The organism is Terriglobales bacterium (assembly GCA_035624455.1).
Lineage (GTDB): Bacteria > Acidobacteriota > Terriglobia > Terriglobales > Acidobacteriaceae > DASPRM01.
This window is the reverse complement of sequence record DASPRM010000063.1, coordinates 1-13,450: the sequence shown is the minus strand read 5'-3', so window position 1 is coordinate 13,450 and position 13,450 is coordinate 1. Positions and strand designations below refer to the sequence as shown.

Below are 13,450 nucleotides of genomic sequence, written 5' to 3'. Positions count from 1 at the left end.
CGGGCGAAGGTCAGGCCCTTTTTCTCGTTCACCGGAATCTGCGTAATGCCGCGAATCTGGTACTCGACCGGGTCTTCGATAGTGATGATCTTGTCTTCGTCGGTCTTGATCTCATTCAGCGCGGCATACAGCGTCGTGGTTTTTCCTGAGCCGGTGGGACCCGTGACCAGCACCATGCCGTAGGGCTCGGCAATGTAGCGGCGGAATTTGCGGATGTCCTCATCGCTGAACCCCACCACATCGAGAGTGAGCCGGTGGAACTTCTCGCTCATCGATTCTTTGTCGAGCACGCGGAGCACCGCATCTTCGCCGTGGATGGAGGGCATGATGGAAACGCGGAAATCGATGGAGCGGCTGTTGTAGCGCACGCGGAAGCGGCCGTCCTGAGGGACGCGGCGTTCGGCGATATCCAATTCGCTCATCACCTTGATGCGCGAAATGATGGTGGAGTGATGTTCCTTGGCAATAGGAGACATGGCCGCTTGCAGCACGCCGTCAATTCTGTACTTGATGACTACGGAGTCATCTTGACTCTCAATGTGAATGTCACTGGCGCGCCGCTGCAGGGCGGTGAAGATGGTGGTGTCCACCAAGCGGATGATGGGACTGATATCCCCCTCGGCGGTGAGCTTCTCGATGGAGATGGTCTCATCGCTGCTCTCGTCTTCGCGGATGACGTCCAGGGTGAAGCCTTCGCTGGCTTCTTCCAGCACGCGCTGCGACTGTTCCGTTTTCTTAAGGATGTCGCAGATTTGCGAGAGCGTTGCTACCCGCGTGAGAAGCCGGCGGCCAAGGAGAATGCTGATCTCATCGATGGACATCAGCTGGCTGGGATCAGCGATGGCGATGGCCAAGCGTCCGTCGGGGGTTTCCTCCAGCGGAACGAAGTTGTATCGGAACATCATGTCCACCGGAATCTTCTTGAAAAGGTCCGGCTGAAGATGCTTTTGCCGAAGGTCGAGGAACTCGCAGCGATAGCGGTGAGCGAGGTCGCGAGCGCGTGCCTCTTCGTCCAGCACATTGGCGCCGTTCATGACTACGCCATTGCCGCCATTTACGAATATTGGTTTACGATCGATTGAGGCCATAGCAATCCTGGGTACCTGGGTCTACCTTATTCCACCTGCACCAAGAGTGAAAATTGGCAAATACAGCGAGAGCAGGACGAATGCCACGATCCCGCCCATCACCACAAGGATAATCGGTTCGATGAGAGACATGGCCGCAGTGAGGGCGGTCTGCACGTCTTCCTCATAAAACTCCGCAACCGAGGTCAGCATAGCCGGCAACGCGCCAGTGGATTCTCCGACTTCAATCATTTCCACTGCCAGTTCGGGAAATTTACCGGTCTCTTCCAGGCTACGGGAGAGCGCTCTGCCCTCGCGAACGCGCTGCGACGCCGTCAGGATGCTATCGGCGACGGTCTTGCTTTGAATAGAACTGCCCGCGGTTTCCAGCGCGGGCACCAGCGGTAAGCCTCCCGACAACAGGGTTCCCAACATGCGGCTGAAGACTGCGACCTGGTACTTCAGCCAGATTCCCCCCAGAAGGGGGGTCTTCAGGCGCACCCGATCGATCGCGCGCATCCCTGAGTTGCTTTGGCTCCAGCGCCAGAGGAGAGCCGCGATGATTGCGAACACCGGAAGAATGATGAGTACGTACTTCTGGGCAATCTGCCCGACCGACAACATGAACACGGTGAGTGCCGGGAGTGTCTTTTCCTGGCTGATCTGCTCGTACAGTTTCCCGAATTGCGGGATCACGTAGGTGATCAGGAAAGTCAGCATAGCGATGATCAGCACGAACAACAATGCCGGATAGACCAGCGAAGCCTGCACCTTCTTGCGGAAGGCGATGGCCATTCTTTGAAAACCGATGTAGCGATTGAGAACCTCTTCCAGGTTGCCGCTCTTCTCGCCCGCCAGCACTGTGGTGGTGTAAAGCTTGGGAAAGACACCTTGCGCGGCGAAAGCAGATGACAATACCTCTCCGCCCTTTACCCGATCGCGCACGTTTTCCAACAGCGAACGAAAGTAGGCGTTGCGCTGCCGCTTCAGCAGCAGTTCCAATGCATTCAGGATGGGCAAGCCGGCGCGAATCAGGGTGAGGAACTGCGAGTTGAAGATGACGAATTGATCGACCTTCACGCGGCGGCGTTGCGGCAGCCGAAGCTCGCCCGTGGAAAAAATGCTGCGCGGACGGACGGAATAGATGAGATATCCCTGCTGCGCGAATCGCTCACGCACCTCGCTGGCGGAGTATCCGTCCTCCACTTGCTCGAGGACTCGGCCCCGCTCATCAGCCATCTTGATTACAAATTCAGCCATGGATTTATTTCGCGAGGACGGCGGGGGGAGGCCATTAAGCCTTTCGTATGTCCTTTGCCGAAAGGTTAGTGTACCACTGTTTACGTAGCCATCCTGACTATGAAATCAAAGTAACCGCCCGGGTTAAGAGCATTCATCTAGTCTCCTAATTCGGTCGCTTCCACCACCCCAACACCCTCCGGGGGAGAGAAGCGAAACTGCTGGTCCGCCACCGTTAGGTTCTCTTTCTGACTCGTGAAACGGAATTCCGTGCTGGCTCCGTCCACCTCGAGCAAGGACAATCTGACGATCCGATCTTGTGGTGTGACCTCAAGTAACACCCGTGAAATGCGGTCTTCCATGCCTTTCGGCACTCCGCTCAGGACAACATTTCCCGCTTGTTCCCCGCTGCCATCGACGTGCAGGCCCTGAAGTTCCTTGCCTAGTTTGGCCTTGCCCAAAAGAAAGCGGATTGGAGAACGCAGATCGTCGATTTTGCTTACCGGGGCTCGCTGCGCCTGGGGTTCTCCCGGTACGTAAAACCAAGCTGTTTTGCCGTCGCTGACGAACAGCTTTGGGCGTGGCTCGCGATACTCCCAGCGCATCTTGCCCGGCTTCTTCAGCCATAGAGTTCCCGATTCGGTACGCGACGCCCCAGCTCCGCGGTAGGTCTCAGAAAAATCTGCCTGCATGGACCTCAACTGGTTGTAGTGGGCGTCCACCCCAGCTGCGACTTTTTGCGCATCGTTACGGTCTCCGCCGCGGTCTGCTGCCTGGGCCTTGGGCATCAGTTGGGCAGTCACCAGCAGCAAGCAGACGAGCATCGCGGGAGCCAGAACGAACCGCCGCTGGACGAAAATCAACATGACCCTCTTCTTAGGGCAAGGTCTTGATGGTGGGCTGGTAATCCGGGGGCAGCCCCTGTTTGATGAACGGCAGCTCCTTGGGATCTTGCACGACCACCTTGCCGTCCGACAGTAATCGGTAGGGATGACCAGCGGGATCCAGTGGAATGCCTCTCAACCACCCCGCCACGACCAGATCTCCCAAACTCGCGGGCAGGCGGCCGGTGTTCTCCCTGTAGCGCTGGATCAGCGCTTCCAGTTGGGGAACATCCTGATCCACCTGCAGCGCTTGCAAATGCTTATAGGCATTGTAACGGAGACTGGGATCGTCCGTACTGTCCAAGGTGGTCTGCCACATGATGCGAGCAGTTTCGACATCGCCACCATGCTGAGCCATCGACGCTGCGAGAATCTTTAAGAAGGGATGGGCATTGGGCAACTTTGAACCCTGTTCAAACGATCGTGCGGCCGCTACGTAGTCTTTCAGTTCCATCGCCTGGACAAATCCGAGGTCATAGTAGAGGTGCCAGTCGTTAGGATTGGCCTGGATGCCGCGCTCTACCAGTTGCACAGCTTTGTCTGCCATGCCGGCTCCATTGGGGGGCGCAGAGGCCAGGAAGGCCGCTCCGTAGCTGTAGGCGGGAAGCAAATGAGGATCGAGAGAAGTGGTGATATCGAGCAACGAATAAAGCAACGGATACTTGCCGGCATTTTCGTGGTGCTTGCGGCCGAAGTACTGCACCGCGCGCGTCCAGTACAGGTCGGCTGCCAGCCCGGTATAACCCAGGCTGAGCCGCCTGGCAGCAGTGGCTGAAGGGACATAGAGCACCTCGGGAGTGGGACTCGAGGCGCGAATGCGATCGATGACGCGCAATGTGACAACCGCCGCAGCGGTGCAGGCGCTGAGCAGCACCACAAGAGTCGTCGTCGTTCGCCACTGCCGATGCGGGGTCATTTCATGCTGCGGTGCTGAAAAATGAGGCTAGCTGCCGAAATCAAGGCCGCGGCATAGGCCAGCGCATAGACGGTGTTGTAGAGGATCAGTGATCCCGCTACGGGCTGATCGTGTGCTACCGAGGAGATCACATTCAACGCGGAGAAATTCGGAAGCAAGAAGGACAACGCGGTTGCCAGCCAGCGCGTGGGCCCCTGCGTCATGCCGGCGAAGCCGCGCAGATCTTCGCTGAACGATCCAATCACGAAGATGGAGAAAGTGAAGACCGCCGACAGGATCGGCGTTGAAAATGACGAAAACAGCAGTGCAACAGAGGTGACGATCATGAACTGAAGCAGGACGAAATAGATGGCAACCAGCAAGTAAACGTCAGATTTCTGAAAGCTGTGCATCAGGAAGAGCAAAGCGCCGAAAAATCCGATGGCCATCAGTGCGGCGTTGACCACCAGGGTTCCCGCCAGTCCAAAGAATTTACCGACAATGAATTCCCAGCGGCGGACGGGACGGGTCAGAACGGTGTACACAGTGCGCTTCTCGATTTCCTTGGAGACCAGGCCAATTCCGATGAAAATTGCGATCAGCACCCCGAAAATCGAAATTGCCGTTAGTCCCAAATTGATGACCAGTTGCCGCTGAATGCCGATGGTGATCTGGCCCATGAGCAGGGAAGAGCCCACCATCAAGAGAGCAAACACTATCAGGTTGTAAAGCACGCGATCGCGTACGGCTTCGCGAAAGGTATTGAACGCGATGGAGCGGATGCGGGCGGTCACCGCGTCACCTCTACGCCCTCGGCGAGCCGCTCAATGAAATAGTCTTCCAGAGTTGTGCGGATAGGATTGATCGAGGTCAGGCGCGCCTGAGAGCGGCGAATGGCATCGATCGCAGCATCCACTTTGGATTGCGGCACCGTCGCTCGAGCCGTATCACCGGTCAGGTGAACCTCGATGGCAAGTGCGCGCATGGCGGGCACGGCTGCAGAGCCATGCCAGATGACCTCAACGTTGTCACTGATGCGGGCGGTCAGTTCAGCCACCACGCCGACTCCTCGCAGTTCTCCTTTCCCCAGTATGGCCACGCGATCGCATAGTGCTTCTGCGTCGGAGAGAATGTGAGTCGAGAAAAAGACTGTCTTGCCTTCATCTTTTAGCTGCTGAATGAGCTCTCGAACCTCATGGCGTCCGAGGGGATCGAGACCGGACATTGGTTCATCCAGAAAAACCAGCGGGGGATCGTGCAGAATCGCCTGGGCAATGCCGACGCGCTGCAGCATCCCTTTGGAGTACTTGCGCAGCTGGACGTCGGCGGCATCGGCGATTCCCACGCGGTTTAGGGTGGCGTCGATGCGGCGCTTGCGATCGCTGGCCGACGTCCCCGAAAGCTGGCCGTAGTAGTCGAGCAACTCGCGGCCAGTGAGGTAATCGTAAAAATAGGGTTGTTCGGGCAGAAAACCAATCTGCGAGCGAATTTTGGGATCGCGGATGTCGCCTCCCAGAATGCGGAACGAGCCACCTGAGGGAGTGATCAATCCCATGAGAAGGCGCAAGGTGGTGGTTTTGCCAGCTCCGTTAGGGCCGAGATAGCCGAAAATTTCGCCTGCCGGGACCGACAAGGTCAGCGGGCGAAGACCCACCCTCGGACGCTTGTGCCAGAAGCCGACGAGGTAGGTCTTTTCCAGACCAAAGATTTCAATGGCGTTCATGGCGCGAATCGACGATCGGAGTGGTTCTCAGCAAAATTATAAGCAAAGCCATGTTCAGGCAGCAGTTGCAGTCCGGGTTCGGAGAGGAGTGGCATTTCGGGGTGCAATTGAGAGGCCCACAGAGCCGAAAGACAGTTAACCAAGGCCTTACGATCTAGGCTAGTCCCCTTTTCGGCCTTCTCTCCTGACCATGATTCACGAGTCGCTGCCAAACCCAGCTCTTCGCGGTATTGTCCGGGAAACCAGCGAATGTCACAAAAGCCAAGGGAGCAGCTTGCGCTGCTCCCTCAGCCGGCTCGTACCCTCCCCCAGGTACTTCGCCAAACTTGCTCCAGCAAATGCTGAACACACATATCTGGGGCACTTCGTATGCCAAAAGCTTCAATCCGGAAGTGATTGAAAATCGGTCGAGACAGGGCACATATTCGCACAAAGATCGGTGCAGCAGCCGCGGTCCTAACAAAAATCGTCATCCCGAGTGACTAAGAATGGAAGTCAATGCTATTGAGCACTAGAGCTGCTGGAATGATGCATCCGCTGTGTAGCTACTCCGGTCCATGCGCGGTGGACGGTTTTCTGATTCCTTCTTGAGGCTTCGCCTGATTCCGATAAGGCTCACGATCAATCCAACAAGCATGCAGGCGGCCCATGCCATAAGAATGCTGGTTGACAAACCTCCTTTGTGTAGGAAGACGAACCAGCGGTCCCAACCTAATCCCAGGCGGGCGGGCTCCGACGTGCGCAAGTAGTGAAATAGCAGATGTATCTGGCCAATCAGCGAATAGCTCAGCCGGTAAGTCCAATGCGAGTCATAGTAGCGGCCGGTGGTGGCCTGGTCCTCCATAAAGCTGGTGGCCAAACCGATGCACTGTATTGCCATCCCGAGCACCAACAACCCAACGGCTGACCAGCGTGTTTTCCTGCCACCGTCTGCCAGCGCCGGACCAAGTCCGAGACAAAACAGTGTGATGGCGGGTACGAGATAGCGCGGTCCGAAACAGTAGCCGCCCTCCCACTGCGTGTAGCGAGCAAAGAACAGTAAGTACAAGACTGGTAGCAGGGCAGCCAGTGTTGCCAGTCCGCGATCGCGCCGCCACAATCTTGGAATTCCCGCGAGCGCCAGGAGAATAGGCGGCGCAAACAGCAGAATTGATTTGCCCGGAGAAAACAGAAATCCGTGCAGACCAACACTGAGGGGAGTTTGAAAAGAATTCAGTTGCTTGCCTCGCTCAGCAAAGGCAGGGTAGCCAAACTCCAGCGGATTGCCGAAATGCGCAGTGTTGTATGCCAGCAACAATAGAACCGCGACACCGCTGACACTTGTTAAGGCCAGCGCCGCGCGCCCACCTGCCCTTTTGTCGCGAATCAGAATCGCAACCAAAAAGACCGCAATCGCCAACACATGCGTGGGCCGTACCCATACCAACAATCCCAGGATCGCACCAGCCGCCAGGGCCGCCTTGAGAGGAATAGGATCGGCAGCGGGGCGCCCGAAAAGCAGCAGGGCTGCCGCCATTAACATGGCTGTGCTCAGCGGTTCGGAAAAGAACCAGGCGGAATACGGAAACAGTGGGGTGCCCAGTCCCACGATCAGCACTGCAAACAGTGAGCTCTTCAGATCTGTGCCAACGCGAGTAAGCAGGAGGAACGCGAACGCTAGAGCCAGCGCCGCAAACGTCGCGCTGCTGAGGCAGGAGGAGAAGGCGAGTACGAGATCATTGGCGTCTGGCGGAACGCCTCTCATACGGGTGAGGGCGTAGAATCCCAACGCATACCACGGCGAGGCGGCAAGGGCATGGCCCGGCGGGTAAGCGGGCTGCGGGCGGCCATGGATGTCGTACTTCCCATAAAAGTTGTGCAGCGTTACTGCCTGGGGAATTGCAGTGGAGTGCCGCAGGACCAGGCTCTCTGTCTCGTAGAAGGTTGTGTACTCGTCGAGTGTGCGTACTCGCCCGCTGGAAGTCAGGAGATAGAAACAATTCAATGCGGTGAACAGCCAAAGTGCTACGCGCAGCCGCATGCTGCTTGTAATTCCCAGAGCATTGATGCGCGGCTGAACTTCTGTCGAACGCACTGGCTGATCGTAACAGACATACTCATTGCCGCGTTGCCAGGCTGGCACCATTCAGGTAAACGCCGCGGGAGCCCTGTTTACAGATGGTCTCGAGTAGCCGCAGAAGCCGCATTGCCCAGGAAGCGAAGAAAGCAAGAGGAGCAGCTTACGCTGCTCCTCTGGTCGGCTCGTACCCTCCCCCAGGTACTTCGCCAAAGTTAAACGTTATTGCAACGGGGTTGCAGCGGTGCAGTTTGCCTGTGTGGTGGTCGAACCGGCAGCGGTACGAACCACGGCATCTGCGTTCGAGCAGAAGTAACGCACACCAGACGTGCCGGGAGCAGTCGGATCACCGTTCAACTCATAGGCAGAAACGATGCCACCGGTCGTGGTCGCGTCGTTAACGTTGAAGGTATAACCGCTCTTCACGCAAGGAGCACTAGCGCAACCAAGAACGTTGTCAATCAAGCAAGCGCCCGCGGAGGTCGGGGTAGCGCAGTTGCTGCCCGGCCCAAGGGCTGCCAGCGTGCTGGAAAATCCCACCGTCGGATAGGTGGAGTTGTAGGTGACCTGCGCCGTGTTCAGTGTGCGAATAGATCCCACCGCCGATGCTTCATTGGCGGCGATACGCGAGCGCAGCAGGTTCGGAATAGCGATCGCCGCGATGATCAGGATGATCGCCACCACGATCAGCAACTCGATAAGTGAGAAACCCTTTTGCTTCTTCATCTAAATGTGTAACCCCTCTCTCCAAGTGTTCTGCCAGTTAACCTGGCAGAGACCATCTGCCAGAAAGCTGGATTGACTATCATTCGAGCATCTTTGGTTCCAAGCCTACCTTGAATCGAGAGAGTGTTAACTGCATTAGAATCCGCTTGGTTTGCCTGTAGCGTTCTTAACGGTAGCACCAAATTTCGGTCAGAATGACAAAATTTGTCAGGATTATAGTCGAGAAGTGGCAAGGCACGACGAGGCGCGCCAAACGGAGAATGGTCGAGAGGATAACTGGTGAGGAATCACGCCAAAAGAGAATGAAGGGAAGTAGCTTTCGCCACTTCCCTCCTGTCGGCTGGTACCCTCCCCCAGGTACTTCGCCAGACAATCGTCGAAACTGTTATTGAATAGGCGCTGCCTGAGCTGGGTTAAGGCACCCGGCAACAGTCGAGATGGAACTGCCGGTGATGCTGGCCCGCACAACGGCGTCCGAATTGGCAGAGCAGAAGTAACGAACACCTGAAGTGCCCGGAGCAGTCGGATCCGCGCTCAGTTCGAAGCCAAGCACGACTCCACCGCTGGTGAGGCTGTCGTTGACGTTGTACTGGTAACCGCTTTTCACGCAGTTTGAGCCGCCAGAGCAACCGATTACGCTGTCCACCAAGCAGGCATGCTGCGAGTCTGGCGCCGCGCATGTGCTGCCATTAGGCCCCAGATTGGTCAAGGTGCTCGCGAACCCCACTGTCGGATAGCTGGAGTTGTAGGTGATCTGTGCGGTTTGCAGGGTCCGTAACCCTCCCACCGCCGATGCCTCATTCGCTGCGATGCGGGACCGCAACAGATTGGGGATAGCGATAGCGGCGATGATCAAAATGATCGCCACCACGATCAATAACTCGATCAAGGAAAATCCCTTTTGCCGGTGCATTCGCAATCTCTTTTCCGGCAGAGCGAGCCTATGTCAGCCCTCGCCCCCGCCGTTAAACACCGACCTGAGAGGGGCAAGTCCGTTGCCACTTGTCTGGCCTGGGTAGGAAAGCGCACGAATGCTGCTAACTGCTTTGGAGAGCAGGAATTACGAGTAGGCTCGCAGGCGACTAAGAATGTCCACTCAGCGGCCGCCTTCCCGGTTCTGACAAAAATTGTCAAGAGCGGAAGCGGGTTTTTGGCAACGCAACAGCTATCCGACCGACACCCTTCATGGCCGTAGAAAGTGGCAGGAGGCTAGTTTGGGTCCAATGCGCGAATGGGACGCTGCCGCCCGATGCGATCAAAAGCTAGCATTTCAGAGCCATTGGCCTTCATCAAGTTCTAAGAATCCTAGTGGAAAGCAGCGTCCTAGCAGGCGAGCTGGGTGCGGGAGATTTTCAGCCCATTCAGGTTACCCAGAACAGTAACCGCGATATCCTCGCCGTGGAAATGTTCTTGAGCCATCTCCATCAAATCGTGGCTGGTAACGGCTTCAATGCGGTCGGCAATCTCATCCAGTCCAAAGAAGCGGTCGAAGTAGAGTTCCTGCCGGGCGAGATTTGCCATGCGCGCCGTTGACGATTCCAGGCTCAGCATAAGGCTGCCCTTGAGCTGGTCCTTGGCGCGGCGCAGCTCTTCCTCCGGCACAGGTTCGGTTTTCATCCGGCGTAGTTCACCGATGATGGATTGCACGACTTTAGGAGCCGAATCGCGGGAGGTGCCCGCATACACCGAAAGGCAGCCCGTATCTCGAAAGGGGTTCAACTCGCTGTAGATGGCATAGGCAAGTCCCTGCCGCTCCCGGACGCTCTGAAACAGGCGCGAACTCATACCTCCGCCCAGCAGCGTGCTCAATATGTAAGAGGCATACCGTTTCTCATGTCCCACGGGGATGGAAGGAGTACCGACGCAGATCTGCACCTGCTCCAGAGCCTTTTTGTTGCGCATGGTGATGTGGGATTGGATTTTGGGTGCTTCCTGCAAGAACCCATTTTTCCCCGCGGGGAGAGCCTCGAATTTCTGCCGCACCAGCTCGACAAACCGCTCATGCTTCAGGTTGCCTGCGGCCGAAATAATCATGTTGTTGGGAATGAAAAAGCGCTGCCAGTAATCCAGAACCACGCTATGTTCAAAGCGCCGCACCGTGTCTTTGGTCCCGAGGATGGGCCGTCCGAGGGGGTGATTCTTCCAAAAATTTTGCGTGAACAGCTCATGGACGAGGTAGTCAGGGTTGTCCTCATCCATTTTGATTTCTTCGAGAATCACACCGCGCTCGCGAGTGATTTCTTTCTCGTCGAAAACGGGATTCAGCACAATATCGCTGAGAATGTCGAAGGCGATTGGCAAGTGGTCATCGAGAACCTTGACATCGAAGCAGATGGTCTCCTTGGCCGTGTAGGCATCCATGTTGCCGCCGATGGAATCGACCTGGCGGGCAATGTCCTCCGCCGAACGCGAGCGAGTTCCCTTGAACACCATGTGTTCGCAAAAATGGGAAATGCCGTTGAACTCGGAATTTTCGTGCCGCGAGCCTGTCTTGATCCAAATGCCGATCGAGACCGAACGAATGTGTGACATCTCCTCGGTCAGGATGATCAGACCATTGGGTAGAGTCTCGCGACGAATGCTGCGTGGGCTTTCCATTAATGCCTTTCGCTGCGGCGAAGCCGACGGTAACCCGGCGGGAGCTGTACTTAATTGTGGCATAACCGTCAGGCTACCTCGCGGGAATCCACGACGATTTTCAACTGGCACTCGACCCCAATTTCCGGCTTTGGGGAAGCCGCCTCGGGCGACCGCCCCTGGAAATAGGTAAAATCTACGTGACCACCTTATTGGATGCATGAGTGAAGCTGCCCATCACGAAGTATTAGGCCTTGATATTCTGGAACTTACAGGCCTAGCCGAGGCATTCAATCAGCCTGCCTATCGTGCAACCCAGCTTTCCGAGGCTATCTATCAACAAAGGGTTGAGGAAATCTCGGCGATATCAGTTCTCCCCATGGCCTTCCGCCAACAGTTAAGGGAGGCGGGGTGGAGCGTCGGCCTGCCTGGTATTGTCCGCCGGTTCGTGTCGCTGGATGGCACCGTACGCTATCTCCTGGCCCTGAGCGATGCCGAAACGGTGGAGGCGGTCTGGATGCCGGAAGGGGATGGCGGCGAGGCGGGGGACGGTTCGGAAGCTGGGAATGAAGCAGGCGCTGAAGATGTCCCCACCCGCGAGCGGCCCTGGCGGCGCGTCACCATCTGCATTTCGAGCCAGGTGGGATGCGCGGTAAATTGCCAGTTCTGCCTGACGGCATTGTTGGGAGTAAAGCGCAATCTCTCGGCGGGTGAAATCGTGGGACAGGTATTAGCGGTGCTCAAGGATCAGCAGGTGGAGATTGGACAAGACCGCATCAATCTCGTCTTTATGGGCATGGGCGAGCCTTTTCTCAACTACGATAATTTCATGAAGGCAGTGCGGTTGCTGGTAGGGCAGGTAGGAATCACGGAGTCACGCATGACGGTGTCCACTGCGGGAATCGTGCCCCGCATTTACGATTTTGCCAATGAGGCAATTCGGCCCAAGCTGGCGATTTCGTTGAACGCCTCCAACGACGCGCTGCGCACCCAGGTGATGCCGATCAACAAAAAATGGGACCTCAAAGCTTTACTTCAAGCTGCCGCCAATTTTCCTCTGCGCAACCGGGAAAGGCTGACATTCGAATACGTGCTCCTGGAGGGGGTAAACGATTTGCCCCAGCACGCGGATGAACTCATAGGTTGGCTGCGCGGCTTGCGGGCAAAGGTGAACCTGATCGCGCTGAATCCTGGTCCGGACATTCCTTTTACCACCCCGTCGCCAGAGCGTGTGCTGGCTTTTCAAAATCGGCTGATGGATGCGGGCATTCCCACGTTTATCCGGCGTCCGCGAGGCAGGGATATTTACGCTGCCTGCGGGCAACTGAAGCGTACAGAAGAAATGGTCAACGTGGCTGGCTAGGGATTGGCGGTGTGCTTCACTGCGCTGTGCGACGAGGACTGGTCGAGCGCCCCCAGGACTGGCGATGGACAGCTTTCTGCATCATGCAACGGGGTGGGAGGGACCAGTCGAAATTGAGTCGCAATGGACAGCCCGCAAGCGCGAGCGGATGGGATTGTTCCGCGAGTGAAGGAGTGTAGGTAGTAGCCTGTCCCACCCTTCGCCAAAAGCGGGCGAAAGGGTGGGCCACCCGCCATCCGACCCGGTTGGTTCTGCGGGTGACTTTGCAAAAAAGGCTGGAGAATTCTTGACAAGTCCACTAGCTGTGGGAGCTGCCTATAACACGCTTCGGCTCAATGGTGGGTTCGCTGCGAAGGTCGTTAGCATTGCAGGTGAAGCTGGAACGTTCCTGCTTAAGGCGTCGGTTCCCGTAGCGATAGTGATCGCGGGAGCAGAAGCAATTGAATATTACAAGCAACAGGTGGAGAAGGGCGACTGTGGCCAATTCTAAGCGAAAAACGCAGACTTCCTGGCTTCCCCAAACGATCCTGCTAGGGATTGTAATGTTAGTGGTCTATGAACTCCTGCAAGGGCGCGTTCCACAGATTCTATTGATCATTGGAGTTTTGACAATCTCAATTGCTTGGGCTGTGGGTAGCACATTTCGAGGCCAATGGGCAAATCGAAAATTCTGGCTCGTGGTAGGCCTGCTGTTCACCTTGCATTTGGGCTTGATGTGGGCGGTTGTTTCCCGCATGACACGATTCGACCTCTCGGTCGTTTGGCTCATTGTTATCCCTGAGGCGCTCACAGTGTTCATCGTACTCCGGTGGCTCTTCGGAGATAACCTGGAATCGAAGAAATAGTGACGGGCGGGTGGCGCACCCATCTGCGCGGGTGCCCCAGGTCTCGCGCTTTTCGAGACCTGGGCAGGTTTTCGA

Annotated in this window: 12 protein-coding genes; 2 read left to right on the top strand and 10 right to left on the bottom strand. The window is 56.6% G+C overall.

Annotation, left to right across the window (positions count from 1 at the left end):
* From VEG30_06890 to VEG30_06845, 10 genes are all read right to left on the bottom strand, one after another.
* Window positions 1–1,034, bottom strand: a 1,034-nt coding sequence (locus tag VEG30_06890; protein HXZ79637.1) for an ATPase, T2SS/T4P/T4SS family, incomplete at its 3' end; no start/stop codon positions are given.
* Window positions 1,035–1,109: 75 nt separating this feature from the next.
* Window positions 1,110–2,327: a type II secretion system F family protein gene (locus tag VEG30_06885; protein HXZ79636.1), complete on the bottom strand. Its 1,218-nt coding sequence runs from the start codon at window positions 2,325–2,327 to the stop codon at window positions 1,110–1,112.
* 137 nt (window positions 2,328–2,464) lie between these two features.
* Window positions 2,465–3,172, bottom strand: a complete 708-nt coding sequence (gene lolA, locus VEG30_06880) for an outer membrane lipoprotein chaperone LolA (protein ID HXZ79635.1) — start codon at window positions 3,170–3,172, stop codon at window positions 2,465–2,467.
* A 10-nt stretch (window positions 3,173–3,182) separates the two neighbouring features.
* The gene (locus tag VEG30_06875) at window positions 3,183–4,106 is read right to left on the bottom strand and encodes a hypothetical protein (protein HXZ79634.1); all 924 of its coding nucleotides are present in this window, start codon (window positions 4,104–4,106) and stop codon (window positions 3,183–3,185) included.
* Window positions 4,103–4,879 (bottom strand): ABC transporter permease, encoded by a 777-nt coding sequence (locus tag VEG30_06870; GenBank protein HXZ79633.1) that lies wholly within the window; start codon window positions 4,877–4,879, stop codon window positions 4,103–4,105. Before VEG30_06870 ends, VEG30_06875 begins: the two co-directional genes overlap by 4 nt.
* The gene (locus tag VEG30_06865) at window positions 4,876–5,808 is read right to left on the bottom strand and encodes an ABC transporter ATP-binding protein (protein HXZ79632.1); all 933 of its coding nucleotides are present in this window, start codon (window positions 5,806–5,808) and stop codon (window positions 4,876–4,878) included. The genes VEG30_06870 and VEG30_06865 overlap by 4 nt, the downstream gene beginning before the upstream one ends.
* Before the next feature lie 511 nt (window positions 5,809–6,319).
* Window positions 6,320–7,933, bottom strand: a complete 1,614-nt coding sequence (locus VEG30_06860) for a hypothetical protein (protein ID HXZ79631.1) — start codon at window positions 7,931–7,933, stop codon at window positions 6,320–6,322.
* A 153-nt stretch (window positions 7,934–8,086) separates the two neighbouring features.
* Window positions 8,087–8,590 carry a prepilin-type N-terminal cleavage/methylation domain-containing protein gene (locus VEG30_06855; protein ID HXZ79630.1) on the bottom strand — a complete coding sequence of 168 codons (504 nt, stop codon included), beginning with the start codon at window positions 8,588–8,590 and terminating at the stop codon, window positions 8,087–8,089.
* A 385-nt stretch (window positions 8,591–8,975) separates the two neighbouring features.
* Window positions 8,976–9,503 carry a prepilin-type N-terminal cleavage/methylation domain-containing protein gene (locus VEG30_06850; GenBank protein HXZ79629.1) on the bottom strand — a complete coding sequence of 176 codons (528 nt, stop codon included), beginning with the start codon at window positions 9,501–9,503 and terminating at the stop codon, window positions 8,976–8,978.
* Window positions 9,504–9,913: 410 nt separating this feature from the next.
* Window positions 9,914–11,188 carry a pitrilysin family protein gene (locus tag VEG30_06845; GenBank protein ID HXZ79628.1) on the bottom strand — a complete coding sequence of 425 codons (1,275 nt, stop codon included), beginning with the start codon at window positions 11,186–11,188 and terminating at the stop codon, window positions 9,914–9,916.
* Between the two features lie 199 nt (window positions 11,189–11,387).
* Here VEG30_06845 and rlmN point away from each other — a divergent pair, with 199 nt between their 5' ends.
* Both rlmN and VEG30_06835 read left to right on the top strand, forming a co-directional pair.
* Entirely contained in the window at window positions 11,388–12,530 is a 1,143-nt protein-coding gene (rlmN, locus tag VEG30_06840) for a 23S rRNA (adenine(2503)-C(2))-methyltransferase RlmN (protein ID HXZ79627.1), read from the top strand.
* Between the two features lie 286 nt (window positions 12,531–12,816).
* Complete coding sequence (locus VEG30_06835) at window positions 12,817–13,020, top strand: hypothetical protein (protein HXZ79626.1); 204 nt, start codon at window positions 12,817–12,819, stop codon at window positions 13,018–13,020.
* Window positions 13,021–13,450: the final 430 nt, after the last annotated feature.